The organism is Methylobacterium sp. FF17 (genome assembly GCF_025813715.1).
GTDB classification, from domain to species: domain Bacteria; phylum Pseudomonadota; class Alphaproteobacteria; order Rhizobiales; family Beijerinckiaceae; genus Methylobacterium; species Methylobacterium flocculans.
This window is the reverse complement of the sequence record NZ_CP107532.1, coordinates 145178-171131: the sequence shown is the minus strand read 5'-3', so window position 1 is coordinate 171131 and position 25954 is coordinate 145178. Positions and strand designations below refer to the sequence as shown.

At 66.4% G+C, this 25954-nt stretch carries 20 protein-coding genes; 11 read left to right on the top strand and 9 right to left on the bottom strand.

Going from position 1 to position 25954, the window contains the following annotated elements; all coding sequences use genetic code 11:
* Positions 1-219 precede the first annotated feature (219 nt).
* Entirely contained in the window at positions 220-1218 is a 999-nt protein-coding gene (locus tag OF380_RS00815; protein ID WP_264048898.1) for an SDR family oxidoreductase, read from the bottom strand.
* A gap of 97 nt (positions 1219-1315) precedes the next feature.
* Entirely contained in the window at positions 1316-2020 is a 705-nt protein-coding gene (gene gntA, locus OF380_RS00810) for a guanitoxin biosynthesis heme-dependent pre-guanitoxin N-hydroxylase GntA (protein WP_264048897.1), read from the bottom strand.
* A gap of 308 nt (positions 2021-2328) precedes the next feature.
* Between gntA and OF380_RS00805 the strand changes: the two genes are divergently transcribed.
* Positions 2329-3339, top strand: coding sequence for an HWE histidine kinase domain-containing protein (locus OF380_RS00805; RefSeq protein WP_264048896.1), 1011 nt, complete (start codon positions 2329-2331; stop codon positions 3337-3339).
* A 112-nt stretch (positions 3340-3451) separates the two neighbouring features.
* Here OF380_RS00805 and OF380_RS00800 read toward each other — a convergent pair whose 3' ends face one another.
* A complete protein-coding gene (locus OF380_RS00800) occupies positions 3452-3646 on the bottom strand; it encodes a hypothetical protein (RefSeq protein ID WP_264048895.1) in 195 nt (64 codons plus the stop codon).
* Between the two features lie 78 nt (positions 3647-3724).
* Complete coding sequence (locus OF380_RS00795; protein WP_264048894.1) at positions 3725-4228, bottom strand: metallophosphoesterase; 504 nt, start codon at positions 4226-4228, stop codon at positions 3725-3727.
* A 450-nt stretch (positions 4229-4678) separates the two neighbouring features.
* Here OF380_RS00795 and OF380_RS00790 point away from each other — a divergent pair, with 450 nt between their 5' ends.
* On the top strand, positions 4679-5161 hold the full coding sequence (locus OF380_RS00790) for an Hsp20 family protein (protein ID WP_264048893.1): 483 nt from the start codon (positions 4679-4681) through the stop codon (positions 5159-5161).
* A gap of 988 nt (positions 5162-6149) precedes the next feature.
* Here OF380_RS00790 and OF380_RS00780 read toward each other — a convergent pair.
* Positions 6150-7061, bottom strand: coding sequence for a LysR family transcriptional regulator (locus tag OF380_RS00780; protein ID WP_264048891.1), 912 nt, complete (start codon positions 7059-7061; stop codon positions 6150-6152).
* Between the two features lie 91 nt (positions 7062-7152).
* Here OF380_RS00780 and OF380_RS00775 point away from each other — a divergent pair, with 91 nt between their 5' ends.
* The 5 genes from OF380_RS00775 (at position 7153) to OF380_RS00755 (ending at position 11026) form a co-directional block, all read left to right on the top strand.
* The gene (locus OF380_RS00775) at positions 7153-8085 is read left to right on the top strand and encodes an NAD-dependent epimerase/dehydratase family protein (RefSeq protein WP_264048890.1); all 933 of its coding nucleotides are present in this window, start codon (positions 7153-7155) and stop codon (positions 8083-8085) included.
* 468 nt (positions 8086-8553) lie between these two features.
* Entirely contained in the window at positions 8554-9501 is a 948-nt protein-coding gene (locus tag OF380_RS00770) for an MBL fold metallo-hydrolase (RefSeq protein ID WP_264051519.1), read from the top strand.
* A 313-nt stretch (positions 9502-9814) separates the two neighbouring features.
* Positions 9815-10573, top strand: coding sequence for an SDR family oxidoreductase (locus OF380_RS00765; protein ID WP_264048889.1), 759 nt, complete (start codon positions 9815-9817; stop codon positions 10571-10573).
* A gap of 12 nt (positions 10574-10585) precedes the next feature.
* A complete protein-coding gene (locus OF380_RS00760) occupies positions 10586-10870 on the top strand; it encodes a hypothetical protein (RefSeq protein ID WP_264048888.1) in 285 nt (94 codons plus the stop codon).
* A gap of 15 nt (positions 10871-10885) precedes the next feature.
* Positions 10886-11026, top strand: a complete 141-nt coding sequence (locus tag OF380_RS00755) for a hypothetical protein (protein ID WP_264048887.1) — start codon at positions 10886-10888, stop codon at positions 11024-11026.
* Between the two features lie 3 nt (positions 11027-11029).
* On the opposite strand, the gene OF380_RS00750 is transcribed toward OF380_RS00755, so the two are convergent.
* The 3 genes from OF380_RS00750 to OF380_RS00740 form a co-directional block, all read right to left on the bottom strand.
* On the bottom strand, positions 11030-11929 hold the full coding sequence (locus OF380_RS00750; protein ID WP_264048886.1) for a sigma-70 family RNA polymerase sigma factor: 900 nt from the start codon (positions 11927-11929) through the stop codon (positions 11030-11032).
* Positions 11913-12311 carry a hypothetical protein gene (locus OF380_RS00745; RefSeq protein ID WP_264048885.1) on the bottom strand — a complete coding sequence of 133 codons (399 nt, stop codon included), beginning with the start codon at positions 12309-12311 and terminating at the stop codon, positions 11913-11915. The genes OF380_RS00750 and OF380_RS00745 overlap by 17 nt, the downstream gene beginning before the upstream one ends.
* A gap of 745 nt (positions 12312-13056) precedes the next feature.
* Positions 13057-13551, bottom strand: coding sequence for a hypothetical protein (locus OF380_RS00740; RefSeq protein ID WP_264048884.1), 495 nt, complete (start codon positions 13549-13551; stop codon positions 13057-13059).
* A 323-nt stretch (positions 13552-13874) separates the two neighbouring features.
* Between OF380_RS00740 and OF380_RS00735 the strand changes: the two genes are divergently transcribed.
* The 4 genes from OF380_RS00735 (at position 13875) to OF380_RS00720 (ending at position 22806) form a co-directional block, all read left to right on the top strand.
* Entirely contained in the window at positions 13875-14699 is an 825-nt protein-coding gene (locus OF380_RS00735) for a Crp/Fnr family transcriptional regulator (RefSeq protein WP_264048883.1), read from the top strand.
* A complete protein-coding gene (locus OF380_RS00730; protein WP_264048882.1) occupies positions 14696-18037 on the top strand; it encodes a PAS domain-containing hybrid sensor histidine kinase/response regulator in 3342 nt (1113 codons plus the stop codon). Before OF380_RS00735 ends, OF380_RS00730 begins: the two co-directional genes overlap by 4 nt.
* A gap of 118 nt (positions 18038-18155) precedes the next feature.
* Positions 18156-19898 (top strand): sensor histidine kinase, encoded by a 1743-nt coding sequence (locus OF380_RS00725; RefSeq protein WP_264048881.1) that lies wholly within the window; start codon positions 18156-18158, stop codon positions 19896-19898.
* 169 nt (positions 19899-20067) lie between these two features.
* Positions 20068-22806: a PAS domain-containing protein gene (locus OF380_RS00720; protein ID WP_264048880.1), complete on the top strand. Its 2739-nt coding sequence runs from the start codon at positions 20068-20070 to the stop codon at positions 22804-22806.
* A 138-nt stretch (positions 22807-22944) separates the two neighbouring features.
* Here OF380_RS00720 and fdhF read toward each other — a convergent pair whose 3' ends face one another.
* Positions 22945-25917, bottom strand: coding sequence for a formate dehydrogenase subunit alpha (gene fdhF / locus OF380_RS00715; RefSeq protein WP_264048879.1), 2973 nt, complete (start codon positions 25915-25917; stop codon positions 22945-22947).
* Positions 25918-25954: the final 37 nt, after the last annotated feature.

Sequence of the window (25954 nt, the reverse complement as noted above, 5' to 3'; positions counted from 1 at the left end):
GCCGACGCCTCTGTCGATGGGCTCAGGCTCCGTTTCCAACGGATGGTTCGATTGAGTCTACGCGTGTTTGGCAAGCGATGGGACCATCGCGGTAAGCCGAAGCCCTGACGTCCGACGTACCCACAGGCGAACGGTGGTGGTCGGGTGGGTCGGCTTTCCCGGGACATCGCCGGTGCCGTGTCGAACCGCAGCGGCACGGCGTCCCGGGCTCGACGTTCATCAGAGCTGACGCTTGGCTCGCTGGCTTCCGAGAACCAAGGCTGCCGTGGCAGCCAAGCCGACCGCAATCGCCGTCGTTGTCAGCGGATGAAGCGTGGCGCGGGTGTAGGCGCTCGTGCGCATGACGTAGATCGGCGCATCCCCGCGCTCCTTACCGGCATCGACGGGAGCATGGAGGGCCCCCGTGGGGTTCCGCGGAGCCTCCGAGCGCTTCTGCAGGGCGATGATGGCGGGCGCGAGCTCATCGTAGGCGCCGGGCACGAACTCCTTGCCCATCACGAACATCTTGCCGCCGCCACCCACGAAGATGTCGCGCTGCGGGTGCACGGCGGCGTGCAGGATGGCGTTGGCGACCTCGGCCGGCGGGTAGATCGGTGGTGGCAGCGTCGGCTCCCGGTCCATGTAGTTGCGAGCCCGGTTCGGTAGCGGCGTGTCGATGGAAGCGGGCTTGACCAGGGTGACAGAGACCGGGGCGCCCTCGGCGATCAGCTCCATGCGCAAGGTGTCGGTGAACCCCTTCACCGCGTGCTTCGAGGTGGCGTAGAGCCCCTGGAAGGGAAAGGCGAGATCGGAGGCGACGCTGCCGACGTTGATGAGGGCGCCCCCGTGCTTGCGCAACTCCTCGACCGCCACCAGGGAGCCGTTCACCGTACCCCAGAGGTTGGTCTGGATCAGGCGCTCGTGGTCGGCGTAGTCGATCTCGCTCAAGGGACCGTAGACAGTCAGGCCGGCGACGTTGACCCAGGTGTCGAAGCCGCCGAAGCTCGCCCGTGCCTCGTCCGCAATCGCCTGGACGTCCTCGCGCCGACCGACATCGGCGACGACGTAAGCTGCCCTGGGACCGAGTTCGGCTGCGACCTCGGCCAGCACGTCGCCGCTGCGGGCAGCAAGCACGACACGGGCGCCGCGCTTGGCGGCCATGCGAGCGGTCGCCAGCCCGATGCCGCTCGACGCGCCGGTGATGACGATGACCTGCTCGTGCAGCGGCTTGTGTCTCATGTCGGCATGCTCCGTTATCCTCCGCTCAAGGCGGGGGCGAGGAGGTACGCGTGAGGAGCCAATCCGTTGCGAGATCCTGCGAACGGTACTCCGGACGCTAGCGGACGTTCGGGACCTCGCCGTTCGCGTTGCGTGGTCTGAAGGGGCAGCGCCAGCCCTCGTCGACGGCGCGACCGCTGTACTGGCGCGCTTCGGACACCTCGCCGTGCCGTGCCAGCATCGGGTTGGCCGAGCCGGCCAGTACCTCGTCCCGCTGCAGGATGGAGGAGCGCAGCTTCTCGTAACGCCCGGCCTCCCGCAGCTCCTCGAACTGCGCATGCAGGTTGAACACCAGGGCCGGCGAGGAGAAGCGCCGAGCCGGCCGGCTGGCCTTGGGGTGAAGGCCGACCACGAAGAACGCTTCGCCCGCGAAGCTCAGCGAGAAGTGCGGGCTGTCCGGTTCCGAGGCCACGCTCTCGTCCAAGGGGTGTCCGAGCCAGGCATCCTTGTCGGAGAGGGACTGGACCCGCTCCCAGAGGTGACGCTCGAAGCCTTCCTCATCCAGCGTGCCTGGTCCCTCGAAGACGACGGCGAAGCTTTGGAACAGATCGGGCTGCCGACGGTAGCGCGCCGCGAAGGCCAGAAGGCCCGGGTAGATGCGCATGTCGTCCCAGGCCGAGGTGATGTCCCGGGCCACCATGATCCGCATCTGTCCCTTGGACAGCGCCGACTTGGCACCCACGCAGGGAAAGCCCGCGTCCCGGATGAAGGAACGGAACTCCTCAGCCTTGGGATGGGTGCGGTCGTCTCGGGGGAATTGCATGTTTACTCGGCACTTGCTGCAAAGAGGTGCCCACGAAAGCATCTTTTGACCGTCGCGGGACTCGGCAACGGCGTTGTTCGACCGTCGTTCCAGTGCCGGTGCGGACGGCGACACTTGCCCACAGGAAACGACTTCACGTCGAATGCTTCGCGATTCGCACACCAAGAAGGTCTGACGCGGGTTCGCCCACAGGCACTTGGGCCATCGGGGAAACCACCGCCGCTAAACATGGGTTTACCCGATAAGAGGGAGGTGGGACCTGGGCACTGTGTCCGGACTGCCTCTTGGCACCCCGGGGGTAATGCGCTTTGGACGGACAGGATGACGTCGAGCCGGTCCGCCCCGATCTTGGCGTCCTCTTCGCAGCGGTCGAGGCTTCCGGCGAGGCCATCCTTATCACCTCGGCGGACCTCCATGAGCCTGGCCCCCGCATTGAGTACGTCAACCCGGCCTTCACCCGCATGACCGGTTACGCGGCGCGCGAGGTCGTCGGTCGCACGCCCCGGATGCTGCAAGGACCTGCGACCGAGCGCGCGGTCATCGATCGGATGCGTGCGGCTCTCGGCGCCGGTGAGGGCTTCCAGGGCGAGGCCCTCAACTACCGCAAGGACGGCTCGACCTACATGGTCGAGTGGCTGATCACGCCGGTGCGCGAGGCGGACGGCAGCATCTTGCGCTGGATCTCGGCCCAGCGGGATGTCACCCATCGCCGCGCCGCCGAGGACCGCCAGGGCCTGATGGTCCGCGAGCTTCACCACCGGGTGAAGAACACCCTCGCTACGGTCCAAGCCGTGCTGAACGCCACCGCGCGCTCTTCGTCGTCCATCGCCGAGTTCACCCGTGCCTTCTCCGGCCGCATCGCCTCGCTGGCCAAGACCCATGCGCTGATCACCGAGGATGTCGACCAGGCCGTGTCATTCGAGGGACTGCTGAGGGCCGAGCTCGGGCCCTACGACGAGCGCGGTCGCCTCACGCTATCCGGCCCGCTGGTCATCCTTCCCTCCGAGCTTGCGGTGCCGTTCGGGATGGCGCTGCACGAGATGACGACCAACGCGCTTCGGCACGGGTCCCTAGGGTACCCGAATGGCCGGATCGAGGTGACGTGGGCACTGGTGGAAGGCTCAGGCGGCACGGTTCTGCATTGGACCTGGAACGAACGCGGCGGGCCACCCGTCGCCATCCCGACGCGCGAGGGCTACGGTTCGCGCATCCTCAGGAAAGTTCTGACGCTTCAGGCGGAAGCACAGGTTGATGTCGCCTACCATCCCGATGGGATGCGGGTATCCATCCGTGCCCCGCTGCGCACATCCCAGCATTGAGCTCCCGGAAAGCGTTTTTGGTTCTTCCGTCCGTATCGTAGGCACCCTGCTCCAGGCTCCAGTTTACCAGGCGCCTCCCTATTCCGCGAAGGGACCCTCCGATGCCGAAGGCTCAGGCTTGGAAGGCTGACCCGAACGCCTTCAGGGCCTTGTCCCCAGCCGATCCCGCATCCTCCGGCGTAGCGTAGGCTTCCGGCGAGACCCGGACGGACACGCTGTCCGCGTCGGTCAGGTGCCACCGGTAGCGCGTGTGATCCTGGCCGCAGGCCTCCACGGTGACGGCAACGGGAGTGGGATCGTCGTCCATGGCCCAGGCATCCATCAATCTTGGTCCGTATCGGTCAGTGACTTCCGCCAGGGCGAACCTTGACCGACCGATACGGGTTCAGGCGACGAGGGTGGTTTTCGGCGTCCCCGCCATCCGCTCCCGGATGGCGCCCAAGCGCACGGGCGCCCAGTCCCAGCAATCGACACCGACGTCCAGGCTCGTCTTGGTACCCGGCAGGCTGCCGTGGGAATGACCATAGAGGTGCAGGTCGCCGTGCCACGCGAGCGGCCATACACGATGACCATAATGACTGGCCCATAGCGCAACGGGCTTCGGCATACCCGGATCCTGGACGAACACCCTCTGCACGTCGACAATGGGTGCGTCCCATTCGAGGCGCTCGGCAAGCTCGTCGTGATTGCCGCGGATCAGGCGGATGCGCCCGTTCAGGCGAGCCCTGACGGACTCGGCGTACTCGATGGTGCACTTGTAGGCGAAATCCCCCAGGTGCCAGACGATGTCCTGAGGTCGGACGACCGCGTTCCAGGCGCGGATCAAGGACTCGTAATGCTCCTTGAGGGACGCGAAGAGATAGAGACGTCCCATCGTCTCCTTGAGCATGCTCTTGGGCCCGAAATGGTATCGGCCGTGAAGAAACTGTTAGCCACGATGGCCTCCGAAATCGGCTGAGGCCAGGCTGTCGGCGCGGCGCTCCTCGGTCAGGGGTAAGGATGGACTGCCGTGGCTATCATCGGGTGAACGCTCCTCGTGGATTGCGCAGATGGGACGTCATCGGTCGCCTGCCAACGCACCCTCGGTCATTCTCCTTGGCCGAAACCAAGCCCAAGGAAAAAGGGCGATGCGTAACGAGGCTTCAGGTGGGGCGCACGCCCCCAGGGCGCTGCCACCACCCATGGGAAGGCGCCTATCCCGGGGATGCTAATTTTTGCGGAACCTGAATGCGACGTACGCGTTCAGTGCGCGCGAGGCCATCGACTGGCTCGCTGAACGGGCGCCGGGACAGGCATCCGGCGACCCTTGTCATCACGTTGCTCGTAGGAGGATGTGGTCATGAGGACCCTCGATTTCGCCCCACTCTACCGTTCCACCGTCGGCTTCGACCGCCTGTTCTCGCTGCTGGATCAGGCCACGCAGACCGAGGCTTCCTCGGCGTGGCCGCCCTACGACATCGAGAGGGTGGCGGACGATGCGTACCGGATCACGATGGCCGTCGCCGGCTTCGCGCCCGACGAGATCGATCTGACCCAGCACGACACCACCCTTCTGGTCACTGGCCAGAGGAAGTCCTCGGAGGGCGGGCGCCAGATACTGCATCGCGGGATTGCGGCCCGCGCGTTCCGCCAGACCTTTAACCTAGCCGACCACGTGAAGGTCGTCGGCGCGACGCTTGAGAACGGCCTGCTAACCGTCGACCTCAAGCGCGAGGTGCCGGAGACCTTGAAGCCGAGGCGCATTCCCATTGGCGGCACGCAGGCTGCCGTTGGGCAGGACAATGCTCGGCCTCGGATCGAGGCCGAGCGTCAAGCGGCCTGAAGCCGACTTACCGTCGAACGCCTCCCTTATGCACCCGTGAGGGAGGCGCCGCCCATCCAACCCATCTTCAGGAAGGATGATCGATGTCGATGATGGAGACCCACCTTTCCCGTACGAGCGCCACGAACCCAGTTGGCGCACCCCCGGCTTCCTTCGAGGCGTGGCAGGCATTCATCGCTCCCGGCGACGTATTTCGTCACCCAAGGGAGGTGTTGGCCCACCCGGCGCTGTCCCAAGGCGACAAGCGAGCGATCCTGGCGTCCTGGGCGTCGGATGCATACGCCGTGGAGAATGCTCCGAGCCTGCGCTGCCTCATCGGCAGCAGGGCCGAACCAGTACCGGTCGATGCCGTCCTCGCTGCGCTAGGCGAACTCGACCGCAGGCCCGCTCCGCTTAAGGTCGCCGCCCAGCCGAGGCAGGCCAGGCCGCGCCGTCTACGCCGTCTTGCGGACCTACACCGGTATGTCCGTCCGGGATGGCATGACGATGACGACGATCCGCCGCCGTGTCCGGTGATGGCGATGCCACGTCCCAAGGCACCACCCGACGCCTCGCTCGCTGCCGCCATCCCAGCCTAGCGATGGGCACCGCTCCCTGACGTCGCTGGCGTCTTCGAGCAAGTCGGACGGCCCGACGTTCCGCTTCCCGGCAGCGTCGGGCCGTCTTGCGTTCCCAGAAGGTGGTCGGCGTACCTGCCAGAGCTGCTCGGTTTTAGCCGCATAATGGGCCACGACATGCTGACGATATGGCCGCCTGAACGGTGTCTCCTTCCTGCCTTGAAGCGGACCCTCAAAGAGACATGGTGAAAGGTCCGGAAGGGCTCAATTTTCGACGCCGATCAAGACTCAGCCTTATGTCCGCTTCCGGGCAGCTCTTGCAGCAACTTGTACGACTACCTTGGGTCGGGACTGGACGGTCCGCTCTAGGGCTGAGTTGGGTGGGAAGTGGTCTGTCCAGTTCTGAATGCCGGTGTCGCCGAACCGGACGCTCAAGTAACGGTGCCATTTGTGTTGATTGGATCGGTTGAGGTGCCAAGGCCGTGTGCCAAGGCGTTAAATACCACCCGGTAGCGCGTGTTCGTCTTGAGGTCCTCGTGCATCACGATCCAAAGCGGAAGCGGCAAGGTGATGTCTGGCAGAACGCGGGTCAGCACTGGTTCGCGGCGGGCGACCACGACTTGGCACATGCCGATGCCAAATCCTGCTCGAATAGCGGCGAGTTGGGCGAGATTGCTGTCCGTACGCAGCGCAAAACCGCGCCAGTCGAGCCACGGCAGGCGCGCCGCCATGGTCCGAAGCGCCGGCGTCCGGGTGTCGTAGCCGATCAGGTCATGCCCACTGAGATCGTCTGCGGTGTCGGGCATGCCGCGGTCCGCCAAATAATCGCGATGCGCGTGTAAGCCGAGTTCGACCGATGGCAGGCGGCGCGCCAGCAGCGCGCTCTGGGTCGGCTCGGTCATGCGGATAGCTATGTCCGCCTCCCGTGCGAGCAGATCGCTGACCCGATCCGACAGTGACAGTTCAATCACCAGCCCTGGATGAGCACGTCGCAGCTGGGTCAGAACTGGGGGCAGGTGCTCGACGCCGACGACGTCGCTAGCCGTAATCCGGACGATTCCGCTGACCGCGCCATCCCCGCCGCTTGCTGTGCGCAACAAGGCAGCCGCGGTGGTGGCCATGATTCTTGCGTGTGGGCGCACCGACAAGGCGAGATCGGTCGGTTCCAGCCCGCGCTGCGATCGCACGAACAGATCGGCGCCCAGCGCGGCCTCAAGGGCATCGACATGCCGTGCGACCGTGGGCTGGGTGAGGCCCAGTGCCCGCGCAGCGGCAGACAAAGACCCTTCGTCGAGAACGGAGAGGAGGGTGCGGTACAGGGCCCAGTCAGGATCGGTACTCATTCCTTTCCGTATAGCAGAGCTACGGAATTCGGCAATTTTCGGTTGTGAAATGGGCGTCCATTCTCCCCCCTCAGAAGCAAGGGACAGGACAATGATGCAGCAGATCACGGTGTTTGGATATGGCGCGGTGGGACGGCCGATCGTCGAGCAACTGACGGCGCGTGGCGATCGCGTGCGGATTGCCACGCGCACGCGGCCCTCTGCCCTGCCGCCGAACGTCGAGCACTTGGTCTGCGACGTGCTGGACGCCGGAGACGTGCGCCGCGCGTTGGCTGGCTCGGCACAGGCGGTGCTTGCAGTCGGCTTCGCCTACGACGCGCGGCTATGGCGGCGGGTCTGGCCCCAGACGATGCACAACTTGGTCGAGGGCTGTGCGAGGGCAGGCGCGCGGCTGGTGTTCATCGACAATCTCTACCAGCTCGGGCCGCAGACGGTGTCGCGCACCGAGGACATGCCGCTGGCAACCACGGCCGAGAAGCCGGTCATTCTGGCCGAGGTCACACGGATCTGGCAGGCGGCGCGTGAGCGCGTGCATGTCGCGGCCCTGCGCTGCTCCGACTTCTATGGACCCGGCGTCGCCGTCTCCCATCTCGGTGCGAACGCGTTCGGCGAACTGGCGAAGGGCAAGCCAGCACAGCTCTTGGTTCCGGCCAACACGCCGCACGATTTTGCCTATGTGCCCGACATCGCTCGTGCGGCGGTGCTGCTCCTAGATACCAGTGACGAGGATTTTGGTCAGGCGTGGAATATGCCGTGCGCGCCGACGCGGACTCCGCGAGCTCTCCTGACGCTGGGCGCGTCGGCCCTGAACAAGCGGCTTAGGATCTGGGCAGTCCCCTATGCGCTGCTACGGCCGCTGGGCCTCTTCTACCGATTCGCCTGGGAAGTGGCCGACGTCGGATTTACCTGGGACCGCCCCTATGTCGTCGACGGTAGTAAGTTCACCCGCCGCTTCGGCTTTGAACCAACACCCTTCGAGGTGGGCGTTCCGGCCACCGTCCACGCGTTCGCCAAGGGCGGCTGACAGGGCCGCGACAGTGGGATCATTCAGCGTTGGCTGACATTTTGGAATGAGGATGTTGGCCCGCTGGACACGCTGATCGTGAACGAGGTCCTCCCATGCGGTGCTGATCGGTCAGACCGGTGAAGGCTAGCTGCACGGTAGCGAGGCGCTTCGTGCCTGGATCACGACCGCGCTGGCAATCCGGCCACCCGCACGATGGGAACAGCGGCAATGTCCGTTTCCAAGCGGTTCGGCAGGATGTTCGAATGACCGCTCAGGGTTGGGACCCACCTGTCAGGTCTACGACCGTGACGGGTGACTTTCTGCCAGCTCGCTTGTGGGTGGCGATGCATAGAAGCGTACATCGCCCCTAAATCCAAATTCTCAGCGCTCATGTCACATCTGCTGACCCAGTTTCGTCCTAGTGGCATGACGCGCGTTTCGCGATTGCCGGAACAGACGCACGCGCGTCCCACGAAAGGGATGACGATGACTGGTGCAGCACATGCCGACACTTGGGAGCCGGATCGGGGATGTGCTGGCTCTGCGCGTGCGGGGGGCGAGGAGTTGGTGTCCTCGCGCTACGCGTTACGGATCGGCGACATTGACGTACTGGTCGTCAGCGATGGGGTGCTGCCGCTCCCGACCAAGATGCTGGGACACAACGTCGAACCGGCGGTAAGGGCTGTCTGGCTGAACGACATGTTCCTGCCGCAGGACGCGTTCGACTGGTCGTTGAACGTGGTCGTGGTTCGCAGCGCAGGCCAGACTATTCTCATAGACGCCGGGCTGGGATTTGATCCAAACCTGAACCTGCCGCGGGCTGGGCAACTGGTCAGGCGATTGGACGCCGTAGGCATTGACCTAGGGTCCGTGACGGACGTGGTTCTAACCCACATGCACATGGACCATGTCGGGGGGCTCCTCGTCGATGGAGTGAAAGAGCGACTGCGCTCGGACCTGCGGATCCACGTGGCGGCTGCTGAGGTCAAGTTCTGGGAAGCGCCCGATTTTACCCATGTTAACATGCCAGAGGGTTTCCCTGAGGCACTTCGAGCAGCAGCCCAGCGGTTCACGCGAGAGTACCGCAGTCAAATTTATCTCTTCGAAGAGGAGAACGAGGTCGCGCCAGGGGTGGTCGTCCATCGTACCGGCGGCCACACCCCGGGACACAGCGTGGTACGCTTGGCATCCGGCAGCGACCGGCTGACCTTCGCTGGTGACGCCGTGTTCTCGGTCGGGTTTGAGCATCCCGACTGGCACAACGGCTTCGAACACGATCCCGAGGAGGCAGAGCGTGTTCGCGTTCGACTCCTGAGAGAATTGGCGGCGACCGGCGAGCAGTTGATCGCGACGCACCTGCCGTTCCCGTCGGTCGGCCGGGTCGCGGTTGATGGCGACGCTTTTCGATGGGTTCCCGTTTTCTGGGACTACTGACTGCATGGGGTTCGTCCCGGCCGGGTCCTCCATTCGACTGGGACTGGTACACGGATGACCCATCGAAACTTGTTCATCCCCGAAATTTATTCCGAGGATGCGCTTCCGTGAGGTCGCGCGCTGTTCCGGCAGGTTCGTCCCGGAACGGCTCTTCTCTCAGAGCCGCCCCCAGACCGAGCATCCCGGAATATCATGCCCTCGCCGGGGTCGAAGTCGAAAGCATCGATTCTCACTGTCTATGTCACATTACAGGGGCGCTCCTCGTCATCACTCTGACCGTCCCGCTGGGACCGGACTTGAAGTGGAGCGTCACATGAAGATCGTCGTCATCGGCGGCACGGGGCTGATAGGCTCTCAGGTTGTCACCACCCTGAAAGCCGCCAGCCACGAGGTTCTCGCGGCCTCGCCGAACACCGGCGTCAACGCCGTCACGGGCGAAGGCCTCGCGGAAGCGTTGAAGGGCGCCACTGTGGTGGTCGACGTCGCCAACTCGCCATCGTTCGCCGACGAGGCGGCAATGGACTTCTTCGTCCGCGCCGGACGGAACCTCGCCGCCGCCGAGAAGGATGCCGGCGTCTCCCACCACGTCGCGCTCTCGGTCGTCGGCACCGAGCTCCTGCTCGAAAGCGGCTACTTCCGCGCCAAGCTTGCTCAGGAGGAGTTGATCGCCTCGGCGGGTGTGCCCTGGACGCTCGTCCGCGCCACCCAGTTCTTCGAGTTCGTCGCCGCCATCGCGGGAGCCGCGCTCGTCGATGGCGTCGCGCGCGTGACCTCCGCGTCGATCCAGCCCATCGCGTCGGCCGACGTGGCCGCGAAGGTCGCCGAGGCCGCGCTGGCGCCACCGCGAAACGGCATGGTCGAGATCGCCGGGCCCGAGCGGCTGCCGATGGTCGAGTTGGTGAAGCGTCATTTTCAGGGCCTCGGCGAGACGCACGACGTCCGCGCGGACGACACCGCACCGTATTTCGGGGTGGTCCTCGGCGGCCCCTGGCTGACGCCCGCCGGTGACGCGTGGCTCTCGCAGCGGCGCTACGGCGACTGGCTGGCGGCACAGCCGAAGCGCACGGCCTGAGGCCCCCCGCCGATGGATGCAGCCTATTTTCCGGCGCTGTCTGCGCTGGCTGGTTCGGCCATCGGCGCGATGGCCTCTTTCGCGACCACTTGGCTGACGCAACACAGCCAGGAGCGCGCGACCCTCCTGGTGCAGGACCGGGCGCGGCGGGAAGCGCTCTATGGCGAGTTCATCAGGGAGGCGTCGACCTTGTTCGGCGATGCCTTCCGGCACGAACTCGACGACCCGGCCAAGCTGGTGAACCTCTATGCCATCGTGAATAAGATTCGGCTCTTCGGAGAGCCGGAGACGCTCTAGCAAGCCGAGCGAGTCATGCAGTGCATCGGCGAGACCTACTTCGCCCCGAACAAGGATCTCGCCGCCTTCGCCGACATCCGCCACGCCAGCGACCTCGATCCGCTCTGCGCGTTCTCGACGGCCTGCCGAAGGGAGCTGGCAATCGCCCGCCGTTGAGGCTCAGTGAGGGGTCGGCGCTCCCGCCGCCCCTCCGAACGACAGCGCCATTCGCTGGAGCTTGTCCGGGTTGCGGATAAAGTAGATGCCGACGATCATACCGCCCTGGATATCCAGGGCGACGGTCTGAAGCATCCCGCCCGGCTCCATGCTGAGGTAGCCGGGCAGGCCATCGATCCAGAGGTCCCGCAGCTTCCGGGCATGCTGGATCCACGACTTGCGCACGACCCCCTCGAACATGCGCGTGACCTTGTCGATTCCGATGATCGGCCGCGGGAAAGCGAGCACCTTTCCGCCTCCGTCGGAGTGCACCACGACGGCATCGGCGAGCATGCTGCGCAGCGCTGCGACGTCGCCCGTCGTAGATGCCTCGAAGAAGGCCTTGGCGATGCGCGCGCCCTCTTCCCTCTCGACGGGGAAGCGGGGACGTGCGGCTTGCACGTGCTTCCTGGCTCTCGCCGCGAGTTGACGGACCGCCGGGGGCTCTCGCCGAAGCGTCTCGGCAATCTCATCAAGCGGGACCGCAAAGACGTCGTGCAGGAGGAACGCGGCCCGCTCCAGTGGCGAGAGCCTCTCCAGGGCGAGCATCAGCGTGAACGTGAGGTCATCGCCGGGGGCTTCGTCCGCAACCAGGGCAACGGGCTCGGGCAGCCAGGTTCCAAGATAGGTCTCACGACGGACCCGAGCGGACTTCATGACGTCAAGGCAAAGCCGCGTCACCGTCCGTGACAGGAAGGCGCCGGGCGAGGCGACCCCAGGATGGTCGACGTGCCGCCAGCGCAGCCAGGCGTCCTGTACGACATCCTCGGCTTCGCCGAGGGACCCGAGCATGCGGTAGGCGAGGCGGACGAGCCGCGCCCGCTCCTCCTCGAACACGCGGGTCGGATCATCGATGGTCGGCATGGCGGAACGACCAGACGCTGAGGGCGACAGCAACAAGCGCAGGAAGTGTTACCGCGGGGAAGTCGCGGGGTAGAACCTCCGGCGCGCAAATGCCCACCACAACCTCCCAAAAATGGAAGAGCGCATGGCCCGAGAGCCAGATCGCACCCATGCTCCAGAGCAGCGAGCGCGGTCCGGGTCGGAACGCGCCGTACGCGAACCCCGACCCGATCAGCACGAAAATCAGGCCGATATCGCGTAGGAAGTGCTGATTGAATGGGCCTGTCGTCGTCACGCCTGGCACCGCGAAATACCATGCCTCGGGCGCGGTGAGCATGAAGATGCCGTTTCCGGCCAGTCCCGCGCCGAGGATACCGGCGAGTACCGGAATGGCTTTGGTCATCGAGCTCTCCCCACATGATTGGTTCACGTGAGTGACGACGCAGTGCTGTCCGATGTGACATGGGGTGCAAGTTTCCTCGCAGCCCCTTTCAGAACCTCGGCTTCGCACGGTTCATATCACTGAACACCGGCTGCCTCACCCGATGGTCGAGCGTCGCTACGAAGCACTCGATCAAGCCAGGACACGGAACCTACGGACACCCCGACCGTAACAATATCCATCGATGAACGACCACTTTTCAGATGCGCAATTGTGCCGATCAACGGTAACGTAGGGTCGGGTCCCAACCGTCCGCTCTATGACCGGGTTGGGTGGGTAGCGGTCTGGCTGCTTTCGGTGGCTAATTTCTTCAAGCAGACATAGGTCCTATCGACAGAGGCCTACCCCTCCGCTCAGCCGCTCTCATCGTCAAAGCCGAGAATACTACGACGCTGCAGGAACTAGCGACCGATACAGGGGCGCTACTACACATGGCGCGAACCCGGCGATTAATATCACCAACATCATGGTCGTCCTGCACTACGGCAGTTCTGATACGCCCGCTTGATGATAGCCGACCCAAAGATCCGCTTTTTGACACCGAAGTTATGTGCGCAATCAACCTAGAGTAAAGAGAGGCGACCCTCAGCCATGGGTCGCCTCGCTCATCTCAAACCGTGCGAAGCGTCTCCCCCCGGCGACCTGACACGGTAGCGTTCGCCCTCCATGATGAGGGGCATGCGCCACCACGCAAGGCACGGTGGTCCTAGGTGCCGCGGGTTGGGAAGATCGCATCGGTCGTCCGGTGTTGGCGTTCGGCTGAGGAGATCACCAGGACGGCGAGGCCGACGGCGGCGGCATCTTCGGCGAGGCCCTTGGCGCGGCCGGGCGTCGTGCGGGAGTCGGGGCCCCGAGCGGCGCGTCCGAGGAGCGTCCCAGCGACAGCACCGGCAACGCCGGCCAAGGCCCCGACCTCGGGGGACGAACGCTGCCCGGCCAACGCCCACCCACCGAACGCGCCGACGGCGATCCGTAACGCGAAGGACGGCGGGATGCGCCGATCCGGAGCGAACGGCATCTTGTCCCCAGCCATCTCGGCGATTGCCGCCCCTGTGGCGAGCATGCGGGCACCGGGACCGGCAGGGATGAGGTTACCCCGCGTACGACCGTCGGAGGCGGCCCAAGCCAAGGCAGCGCAGGCCGTCATGTTGCGCATCCCCGCAACGAAACCCAGACCGAAAGAAGTTACGTAGCCCTGCATCCTGGATGCCCTTCCACATGAGACTTGCCCCACCGGGGCAAGGCGGCGGTGCCTTCCCGTGTTCCGACCAGATCCGGCCGGACGTCTCGAAGGTGGCTGCGAAATCCCGTGATGATAAAGCGGAACGCCGTCCGCAAAGTGCGTGGTCCCTGCGAGGCCGGTTCGGGCTCAAGCAGGCAAGTGCCCAGCCGTCGAACGCAGGGCAAAGGCAGGGGTAGCATCACGCTCACGAAAGAAGGCAATCGTCCGATTGTGGACAACCGATGGGCATGGCATACGCCGTCCTCCGGACGCGCATGGGCCGGCTTCGAACACCGAGCCTCATGTCGAGCCATTCAACACATCCCTTCGAGGGAAACCTGCTCCTGTCGGCGCTCGGCGCCACGGACACGGCGCTGCTGGAACCGCATGTCGTGCGACGCGACCATTCTCGCGGGGACACGCTGTTCGACGTGGACGAGGACGTCTCGCACGTCACGTTCCCCCTCGACCAGACCGTGGCGACCCTCGTCGTTCGACTGGGCGGGGACCGCACCGTCGAGACCGCGACGGTCGGGCACGAAGGCGCCATTGGCGGAGTGGTGAGCCAAGGGTACCTGCCGGCCTTCACCCGCTGCGTCGTCCTCGTCGAGGGCTCGGCCCTCCGCATGGATGCCGATCGCCTCCGCGAGGCCAAGCAGGCATCGCCGACGATGAACGACCTGTTCGTGCGCTACGCCGACTGCATGCTCGCCCAGGTCCTGCAGTCGGTAGCCTGCAACGCCGGCCATCCCATTGAGCAGCGTGTGCTGCGCTGGCTCCTCGGCCTTCAGGACCGGCTCGGGACCGATGCCCTGCCGGTCACCCAGGTCGTCGTGGGCAGCATGTTGGGGGTCGGGCGCTCGCACATCGCCGCGGTACTCGCCGAGCTCCAACGCCAGGGCCTGATCCATCTCGGGCATGGCCGCATCCACATGCTCGACAGGGGACGCACCGAAGCGGCTGCCTGCGACTGCCACGCTCGCGTGCGAAAGCACTTTCGGACCGTTCTCGGGGCGACCTACGCGAGGGACGGTAAGATCGTTGCCGTCGAGGCGACGGAACCCGGCACGCCGCCGAAGGCACGGCCGGATGCCATCCTGCCCGAAGCCCGGGGAACGGGCCGATGATGTCCTTCCTGGCCGGCCCCGGCGAGATGGCGACGCGGATGCGTGCCTTCGACTGGACCACGACCTCGCTCGGCAGCCCGGAGGGTTGGCCCGCAGGCCTGCGGACCGCGGTTCGGCTGCTGCTGAACAACCACCACCCCATGCAGATCTTCTGGGGCCCGGAAGCGACCTTTTTCTACAACGACGGATTCGTGCCCTCGGCCGGTCCGGAGCGCCACCCCTCTGCCCTCGGGCGGCCAGCTGCCGAGAGTTGGGGCGAGATCTGGCCCGTCATCGGCTCCGAGGTCGACAAGGTCCGCAATGGCGGTGGCCACACCTGGTACGAGGACCAGCACGTGCCAATCCTGCGCCAGGGTCGGCTTGAGGACGCCTACTGGACCTATGGCTTCAGCCCCATCGACGATGACACCGCATCGAACGGTATCGGCGGGGTCATCTCGATCCTGACCGAGACCACGAAGCGCAAGGCGCTGGAAGGCAGCTTGCGAGGGATCAACGTATCCCTCAGGGCCGAGGGGGACCGCCTGCGCGAGATGTTCGAGCAGGCCCCGAGCTTCATGGCGGTGGTGCGCGAGCCGAGCCATCGCTTCGAGCTGACCAACGACGCCTACCGGCGCCTGATCGGCGACCGCGACGTGATCGGCCTCACCGTTCGGGAGGCCCTCAAGGACATCGACGGCCAGCCGTTCTTCGACCTGCTCGACCGGGTCTACACGACCGGGGAGCCGTTCATCGGACGCGGCGTCGAGATCTGGCTGGAGCGTACGCCCGGGGGGTCGAGCGAGCGCCGGATCATCGACTTCATCTACCAGCCGATCCGCGACGGGTCCGGTGACGTCACCGGCATCTTCGTCGAGGGCAACGACGTCACCGAAATGCATGCGGCGACCGAGGAACTGCGCGAGCGCGAGCAGCGCCTGAGCCTCATCGTCGAGGCCGCCACCGACTATGCCATTCTGACCCTCGACGGCGAGCGGGCCGTCACGAGCTGGTCGGCCGGCGCCGCAGAGATCTTCGGCTACGACGCCGGGGAGATCATGGGGCGGAGCGCCGACATGCTGTTCACGCCGAAGGATATCCAGGCGGGCCAACCGGCCAAGGAAATGGCCCGCGCGCGCCTGGACGGCCAGTCGCCGGACGTCCGCTGGCACGCTCGCAAGGACGGCGGCAGGGTCTTCCTCAACGGGTCGTTGCGGGTGCTGCGCGACGCGGACGGAAGGGAGCTAGGCTTTCTGAAGATCGCCCGGGACGAGACCGAGCGGCGACGGGTCGAGGACGCGCTGCGGAAGGGCGAGGAGCGCTTCCGGACGATCATCGACACCGTGCAGGCCGCCTTCGCCATCGTGCAGGTCAAGTTCGATGCCGACGACGTGCCGGTGGACTACCTGTTCGTGGAGGCCAATCCCGCCTTCGAGCGCGAGGCCGGGGTCAACCTGCGCGGCAAGTGGGTCACCGAGTTCGCCCCCGACCTGGAGCGCTTCTGGTTCGAGACCTACGGCCGCGTCGCCAGGACCCGGGAGCCCGAGAACTTCGAGAGCTACGCCAAGGCGTTCGGACGCTGGTTCGACGTCCGGGCCGTCCCGGTCGGGGACGCAGTCGACCGGCAGATCGCGATCATCTTCAACGACGTCACCGAGCGTCGTACGGCCGAGGAACGCCTGCGCGCCAGCGAGGCCCTCGCCCGGCAGAACGTCCAGCGGGTCCAACTCGCGCTCGCGGCGGGCGCCATCATCGGAACCTGGAACTGGGACCTCACGACGGACCGCTTCACGGTGGACGAGGCGTTCGCCGAGGCCTTCGGTCTCGACCCGGCGCTCGGCAGGGACGGCATCCCGCTGGCGCAGATCGTGGCAACCGTCCACCCCGACGACCAGGCGGGCCTCGCCGAGGCCATCGACGAGGTCATCGCCCGGGGCGGCGCCTACGCCCACCAGTACCGGGTCCGGCGCACAGACGGAAAATACTACTGGCTGGAGGCGAACGGGCGCGTCGAGCACGCACCGGACGGCACGCCCCAGAGCTTCCCGGGCGTCCTCCTCGACGTCGAGACGCGCCGCACGGTCGAGGCGGAGCGCGACCGCGCCCTCGCCGCATTGCGGAGCCTGAACGATACGCTCGAACAGCGGGTCGCCGAGCGGTCGGCCGTCCTGGTCGAGACCGAGGAGAGGCTGCGGCAATCCCAGAAGATGGAGGCGGTCGGCCAGTTGACCGGCGGCCTGGCGCACGACTTCAACAACCTTCTCGCCGGCATCTGCGGCTCCCTGGAGATGATGCAGAACCGCATGCAGCAGGGGCGCTTCACCGACATCGAACGCTACATGGCCGCCGCCCAGGGCGCCTCGAAGCGCGCCGCGGCCCTGACCCACCGCCTGCTCGCCTTCTCGCGTCGCCAGACCCTCGACCCCAAGCCGACCGACGTGAACAAGCTCGTCGCCGGCATGCAGGAGATGGTCCAGCGCACTGTCGGCCCCGGCATTCCCGTCGAGGTGGTGGGGGCGTCCGGCCTCTGGCCGACCTTGGTGGACCCGTCGCAGCTTGAGAACGCGCTGCTGAACCTGTGCATCAACGCCCGAGACGCCATGCCGGACGGCGGGCGCATCACGGTCGAGACCGCCAACAAGTGGCTCGACGAGCAGGCCGCCAGGAAGCACGACATCCCGGCGGGGCAGTACCTGTCGCTCTCCGTCACCGACACCGGCACCGGCATGTCGCCGGAGGTGATCGCACGGGTGTTCGAGCCGTTCTTCACCACCAAGCCCATCGGCGAGGGCACGGGGCTCGGGCTGTCGATGATCTACGGGTTTGCGCAGCAGTCTGGCGGACAGGTGCGGATCTACTCCGAAGTGGGCCAGGGAACGACCGTTTGCATCTACCTGCCCCGCCACTACGGCGAGGTCGAGGACGAGGAAAGCTCGGCTGGGATCGACCCGCTGCCCCGCTCGGAGCAGGGCGAAACCGTCCTGGTGGTCGATGACGAGCCCACCGTGCGGATGCTCGTGACCGACATCCTGGAGGAGCTCGGCTACACCGCCATCGAGGCGGGCGACAGCGCGGCGGGGCTCAAGCTGCTGCAGTCCAACGTGCGCATCGACCTGCTGGTGACCGACGTCGGCCTGCCCGGCGGGATGAACGGTCGGCAGATGGCCGATGCCGCCCAGGTGTCGCGGCCCGACCTGAAGGTCCTGTTCATCACCGGCTACGCCGAGAACGCGATCCTCGGGAACGGGCAACTCGCACCCGGCATGGCGGTCCTGACCAAGCCGTTCCCAATAGAGGCTATGGCCGCCCGCATCCGCTCGATGATCGAGGGGCGCAAGGAGCCGGCGGAGCGCACGTGATGCCGCGTCCTTCACGGATCGGCAGGATCGCCATGGCCATCCCGGGAGCCCTGCCTACTTCAATGGGCAGATCCCGAGACGCGCGACGGGGGTACCTAGGCTCAGGACGAAGCTCTCGATGTCATTGACGAAGCGGATCGTGGGCCTGGTCGTCCTGGCCCTCATCCCGGCATTGGCCGTCCAGGGCTACAACGAGTACGCGCTGCGCGCCGCCCGCGCCGAGGCCGTCCGTAACGAGGCGATGCGTGCGGCCCGGAGCGTCGCGGCCGACCTCGGGCAGTTCGGACGCGGGGCAAGGCAAGTTCTCGGCATCTTGGCAGGCCTGCCGGAGATCCGAGGCAAGGACGAACGGGCCTGCACCGCGTACCTGTCCACGGTCGTCGGGCAGGTACCAGGCTCCTTCTTCTTCGGCGTGGTCGAAGCGGACGGGCGCATCCGATGCAACACAATCGGGTCTCCGGCGGGGTCCTACTCGGTCGCCGACCGTTCGTATTTCAAGGATGCGATGCGCACCGGCGGGTTCGCCGTCGGGGAGGTCGTGACGGGGCGGGTCACCCACCGCCCGACCATCCAGTTCGCGCAGGCCATCGGTGACAGCGACGGAGACGGTCGCCCCGACGGAATGGTGATCACGAGCATCGACCTGTCCTACCTCGCGGCCCGGCAGGCCACCGCCGGGCTGCCGCCCGACGCGGCGCTCACGGTCGCGGACCGGAATGGCACGATCCTGGCCCGTCTGCCGGACCACGAGCTATGGGCGGGCAAGCCGCTGCCTCCGACCTTCTGGACGGCCCTGAAGGAACACCGTGGGGGCGTGGCCGACCTTACCGGCTTGCTTGGTGACACCCGCATCACGGCGGTGGCCGGAGCCTCGTCCGACGCCCTCGATTCCATCACCGTGGCGGTGGGCCTCTCGCCTGCCACCGTCTTCGCGGACATCGACGCCGCGACCCGGCGCGGGATCGTGCTGATCGGCCTCGGGGCCGCCATGGCTATCATGGCCGCCCTCCTGGCCGGACGTGCCTTCATCCGCCGACCCGTGCGACGCCTGCTCGCGGCGGCCAGCGCCTGGCGTGCCGGCGAGTTGGGGGCGCGCACTGGGATCTCCGGAAGCGGCGAGTTCGGGCAGCTCGGAGAGGCGTTCGATGCCATGGCCGCCTCGCTGCAGCGGCACGAGGGCGAGTTGCGCGACGAGGTCGCCCGCAGCCACGTCCTACAGGAACGCCAGACGATGATGCTGCACGAGCTGAACCACCGCGTTCGCAACACCCTGACCACCGTGCAATCCCTCGCCCGGCAGACCCGCCGCGACGACGACAAGGGCGAGCGGCTAGAAGGGCGCATCCTTTCCCTGTCCAAGACCCACGACCTGCTGTCGCGCGACGACTGGGGCGGCGCGTCGCTGCGGACGGTGCTGGAGAACGAGCTCGCCCCCTTCCGGGGCGACCAGGCGCACCGCTTCGCCCTTGAGGGGGCCGACCTCGACCTGCCGCCGCGCTACGTCCTGGCGCTCGGCATGACCGTTCACGAGTTGACCACCAACGCGGCCAAGTACGGCGCACTGTCCAGCGAGGCGGGGCGCGTCGATGTTTCCTGGGACGTAGTCACCGGCGAGAGCGGCGCCAGGCGCCTCATCATGGAGTGGTGCGAGAGCGGAGGTCCGCCGGTGCGAGAGCCGGGCAAGCGCGGCTTCGGCACACGCCTGATCACGGGCGGGGTCAGCCGCGAGCTTGGCGGCATGGTCCGGCTGGAGTTTGCATCGCAGGGACTACGCTGCAGCCTCGACGTTCCCCTCGACGAGCCGGACCGCTTCACATCGTTCAGCGAGGCTGCCGGCACGCGACCGTTCGGCACGGCCTGAGTGCCCGAAGGCCTTTCCACCGGAAGCATGGTGTGGTCCGGCCGCATGCCATGGGGATCCGGTCGGGCCGGGAGATGGCATGCCATTGAAGGCTCTGGCGAATGCGGGCAAACCCCTCTTGAGCCGGCCTCGTATCCGGAGTGGCACTAAGGAAACGATGGGCGGGCTGATGTTCGGTCGGGACGAGCGGATCGAGAAGCATAGGCAGGCCGAGATGGCCAGCTACGCCATTCTCGACACGCCTGCGGAGTCGGAGTTCGACGACATCGTGAAGGTGGCGTCCGATGCCTGCGGCATGCCGGTGTCCCTGATCTCGCTCCTCGACGGCGACCGGCAATGGTTCAAGGCCGAGACGGGTTTCGGGCAGAGCGAAACGCCGCTGTCGCAGTCGATCTGCGCCTATGCCGTGCAACAGGACGACGTCTTCCAGATCGAGGACCTGACCCGGGACGAACGAACGGCGGCCAATCCCCTGGTGACCGAGGGGCCTCAAGTCCGGTTCTACGCCGGCGCCCCGCTCAAGACCCCGGATGGTGTGGCCCTCGGTGCGCTGTGCGTCTTGGACACCAAACCCAACAAGCTCACGCCGGCGCAGGCGTTCGTGTTGCGGACGTTGGCGCACCAGGTCGTCACCACCCTCGAACTGAGGCGGTCGCTGAGGCTGCGCAAGGAGAGCGACCGGCGCAACAAAGCCATCCTGGAGAGCGCGGTCGACTACGCCATCGTCTCGATGGACCTGAAGGGGATGGTGACGAGCTGGTCCCCGGGTGCCGAACTCATCCTCGGCTGGGACCAGGCCGACATGTGCGGCAAGCCCGCCCATGTCTTCTTCACCGAGGAGGACGTCGCGGCCGGCATCCCCGAGCAGGAGATGGCCTCGGCCCTGCTGCATGGGCGCGGCACCGACGAGCGCTGGCACCTGCGCAAGGACGGTAGCCTGTTCTGGGCCAACGGCGAGATGATGCCGCTGCGCGACGAGGATGGGCGGCACGAGGGCTTCCTCAAGATCCTACGCGACCGAACGGTACAGCGTGACGCCGCCGCCAAGGAGCAGGCCGACGCCGCGTTCATGCGAGGCGTGCTGGCTTCCTCGGCCGACTGCATCAAGGTACTCGATCCCGATGCCAAGCTGACCTTCATGAACGAGGGCGGCCTCGCAGTGATGGAGGCCGAGGATTTCAATCAGGTCAGGGGCTGCGACTGGACCGGGTTCTGGCACGGGCAGGCCAGGGCCGATGCCAAGTCGGCGTTCTGGGAAGCGCTGGCCGGCGGCACCGGCCACTTCCAGGCCCCAGCCGACACGCTGAAGGGAACCCCGAAGTGGTGGGACGTGCAGGTCACGCCGATCCGGGGAGCCGACGGCCGGCCCGAGCGGCTGCTGGTGGTCTCGCGGGACATCACCCGGCAGCGGGCCTCCGAGCAACTGATCGCGGACAGCGAGAAGCGCTGGCGCGGGCTGTTCGAGGGGATGCAGGAGGGCTTCTTCAGCGGCGAGATCATCCGCGATGCGGAAGGTAGGGCAATCGATTGCCGGTTCGTGGAGATCAACCCGGCCTTCGCCTCGCAGTCCGGCCTGCCAATCGAGACCGTGGGCCGAACCGTGCGCGAGGTCATCCCCAGCGTCCCGGATTGGGTGATCCAGGTCTACGCCCGAGTCGTTGAGACCGGCACGCCGGAGGTCTTCGACATCGAGGTGCCCGAACTCGGACGCGTGTTCGAGGTCCGGGCGTACCGCGAGACCGAACTTCGGTTCGCAGCCATGTTCATCGACGTCTCCGACCGCAAGCGCGCCGATGCCAGGCGTACGGCCCTGGTCGAACTCGGCGACCGGCTGCGCAACACTAGCGATCCGTCCGAGATCGCAAGGGTCGCGGCCGAGATCCTTGGTCGGACCTTGTACCTGTCCCATGCCGGCTACGGCGCGGTGGACCATGACCGCGAGACCATCCTCGTGGAACGGGGATGGACGGCGCCGGGACTGCCGAGCATCGGCGGCCTGCACGGCTTCCGGGACTACGGCTCGTACATTGACGCCCTGAAGGGCGGACACGCCGTGATCATCGACGACGTGGGCGGGGACCCTCGGACCGCCTCGGATGAAGACGCCCTCGCGGCCATCCACGTGCGTTCGCTGCTCAACCTGCCCTTGATGGAACACGGGCGGTTCGTCGCCCTGCTCTACGCCCTGAAAGATGTCCCATACGCCTGGAAACCGGAGGAGATCAGCTTCGCCAACAACATCGCGGACAGGACGCGCGCGGCCTTGGCGAGGATCGAGGCGGAGGAACGGCAGAAGACTCTGAACCTCGAACTCAGCCATCGCATGAAGAACATGCTGGCGATGGTCCAGTCCATCGCCACCCAGACCATGCGCACGGCCACCGACCTGGACACCGCCAAGGAAGTCTTGGCCGGTCGCCTGATCGCGCTTAGCAAGTCTCACGACCTGCTCCTCGGGGGCGAGATGGGTGCGGCACCCATCAAGACCCTGATCGGAAGCGCCCTGCAGACCCACGAGGACAACCCGAGCCGTTTCGTGTTGGACGGCCCGACCTTCACCGTCGGGGCCAAGGCGGCGATGTCGTTGTCGCTCATGCTGCACGAGCTCGCGACCAACGCGGCCAAGTACGGGGCGCTCTCGACGGCGAACGGACAGGTGTCGATCACCTGGCAGCTTCGCGACGTAGACGGCGAGCTCCATTGCGCCTTGCGTTGGTCGGAAGCGGGTGGTCCCGCCGTAGTGCCGCCGACGCGCACCGGGTTCGGCTCGCGTTTGATCGGGCGGGGCCTGGCCGGCAACTTCGGAGGCGATGTCGACCTGTCCTACCCGGCTGGCGGTGTCGTTTGCACGATTGATGCCCCCCTCGCCGGCCTACAAGCCGAGGATGCGCCGCAGACCGCCCACTGAACGGACGGCAACGTCTGGGAATTGGAGTTCCTCGACGGTTACCTCCGCATGGAGCGGCTGGAGTACGAGGCCGTCGCGGGCGAGTTCGACCAGCTCGCCACGCTCATGAAGCCGACCGCCATATAGGACTGCCGGCGGCTATTCGGCCGCCATATGAGTCACATTGACCGCGGAGGCCCGGGCGGCACAGAACTTGAACTCCGGGATCTTGCCCATCGGATCAAGCGCCGGGTTGGTCAACAGGTTGGCGGCGGCCTCGGCGTAGCAGAACGGCATGAAGATCATGCCAGCCGGCACGTCGCGGTCGGATCGCACCTTTAAGTGGACGGCCCCCCGACGGGTCTCCAGTTTCATCGTGTCACCCGGTTCGAGGCCGAGGCGGTAGAGCTCCTTTGGCGCCAGGAAGGCCACCGCCTCCGGTTCGAGCGCATCGAGGACGCCGGCGCGCCGCGTCATCGAGCCAGTGTGCCAGTGCTCCAGCACCCGGCCGGTTGACAGTACCATCGGGAATTCAGCGTCCGGCACCTCGTCAGGCGGGACGATGGCCGCCGGCACGATCTTGGCCCGGCCGCTCTCGGTCGGGAAGCCGGCGTAGAAGATGATCTCGTTGCCCGGCTTGTCGGGCGCGTCGACCGGGTAGGTCACCGCCCCCTCTCGTTCCAGGCGCTCCCAGGTGATGTTGTTGAACGAGGGCATCACTCGGGCCATCTCGGCGAAGATGTCGGCCGGCCCGCGGTAGTTCCAGACCAGCCCCATCCGGTTGGCGAGTTCCTGGATGATCCACCAATCCTGGCGGGCATCGCCCGGCGGCGACACCACCGGCTGGGCGATCTGCACCCGACGGTCGGTGTTGGTGAACGTACCAGCCTTCTCGGCAAAAGCCGAGGCTGGCAGCACTACGTCGGCGTGGAACGCGGTCTCGGTCAAGAACAGGTCCTGCACGACGAGGTGGTCCAGCATCGCCAGCGCGTGTCGGGCGTGGTTGAGATCCGGGTCCGACATCGCCGGATTCTCGCCTTCGACGAACATGCCCTTGATCTCGCCGGCGTGGATTGCGCGCATGATCTCGACGACCGTCAGCCCGTTCTTCGGGTCGAGGGACTGGCCCCAGAACTCCTCGAAGAGCTTGCGCACCGCCTCCTTCTCAACCGACTGGTAGTCAGGATAGACCATCGGGATCAGGCCTGCATCGGACGCGCCCTGGACGTTATTCTGGCCCCGAAGCGGGTGCAGCCCCGTACCCGGGCGCCCGATCTGACCGGTGATGAGGGCGAGCGCGATGAGGCACCGCGCGTTGTCGGTGCCGTGAACGTGCTGGCTGACGCCCATGCCCCAGAAGATGATCGAGGACTTGGCCCGGGCGTAGAGCCGGGCGACCTCGCGCAGGGTCTCAGCGTCGATACCGCAGACCGGGGCCATCCTCTCCGGCGTGAAGTCGACAATCTTCTCTTTCAGCGCCTCGAAGTTCTCGGTGTAGCCGGCGATGTACTGCTCGTCGTAGAGCCGCTCCGTGACAATGACGTTGAGCATCGCGTTCAGCATCGCGACGTCCGAGCCCGGCTTGAAGGCGAGGTGCTTGAAGGCATGCCGAGACAGGACCTGCCGCCGAGGGTCCATGACGATCAGCTTGGCACCGTGCTGCTTCACGGCATTCTTGAGGAAGGTCGCCGCGACCGGATGGTTCACGGTCGGGTTGGCACCGATCACGATGATGACCTCGGCGTCGAGCGCCGCCGAGAACGGCGCCGTGACGGCGCCGGAATTCAGGCCTTCCATCAGTGCGGCGACCGAGGACGCGTGGCACAGGCGCGTGCAGTGGTCGACGTTATTGGAGCCGAAGCCGAGCCGGACGAGCTTCTGGAAGAGGTAAGCCTCCTCGTTCGAGCCCTTGGCCGAGCCGAAGCCGGCGAGGGACCTGCGCCCGTGGGTGTCGCGGACGGTCGTCAGGCCGCCTGCGGCGCGGTCGAGGGCCTCTTCCCAGGTCGCCTCGCGGAAGTGGGTCCACGGGTTGGCGGGATCGACCTGGTCGTTGGCGTCCTTCGGGACGTTGTCGAGCCGGATCAACGGCGCCGTCAGGCGATGGGGGTGGTGGATGTAATCGAATCCGAAGCGACCCTTCACGCAGAGCCGGTTGTGGTTCGCAGGCCCGTCCACGCCTTCAGCGTAGACGATCCGCTCGTTCTTGACCTTGTAGGAGACCTGGCAGCCGACGCCGCAATACGGGCACAGCGACGTCACCTCGCGGTCGGGATAGACCGTGCGGGTCTTGTGCTCGGCGTCGAGGTAAGCGGACGGCATCAGCGCCCCGGTCGGGCAGGCCTGAACGCATTCGCCACAGGCGACGCAGGTCGAGCCGCCCATCGGGTCGTCGAAGTCGAACACAATTTTGGCCTCGGCGGAGCGGTAGGCCATGCCGATGACGTCGTTGACCTGGACCTCGCGGCAGGCCCGGACGCAGAGATTGCACTGGATGCAGGCGTCGAGGTTGACGCTCATCGCCGGGTGGCTGAAGTCCCCGGTCCATCGCTCGGCCGCCGGGAAGCGGCTTTCGGTAACGTCTAGAAAGTCGGCCTGAACCCAGAAGTGTGAGGTTGGGTCATGTGAGGTCTCGCGCTCGGGCTGGTCGGCGACCAGCAGTTCGAGCACCATCGCTCGCGCCTTGGTGGCCCGCTCGGATGCCGACTTCACCTTCATGCCGATGGCAGGGGTCCGCTTGCACGAGGCAGCTAGCACGCGCTCGCCCTCGATCTCGACCATGCAGGCACGGCAGTTGCCGTCCGGGCGATAGCCGGGATCGGGCTTGTGACAGAGGTGCGGGATGTGCGTCCCGATACGCTTGGCCACCGCCCAGATCGTCTCGCCCGGCCGGGCTTCGACCTGCCGGCCGTCGAACTCGAACGCGATCGACGGCGGGGCGACCGGGCCGTCCCTTAAGCCGAACGTCCCGGACGGCTCGGGGGCGGCCTGCCCCCCGGACTTCGCCCCCTGCGAGTAGGCGCCGCCCGCTTCCGGCTTCGAGCCCTGCGCCTGGCCGCCGGCATCCTGCGCAGCGTCGGCTCGGACCTCGGGGCTTGCGGACTTTTCGCCGTACGTTTCGGGGGCATTGCTCATGCGTCCGCTCCGGGCTTAGGCGTGGAAAGGGTGATCT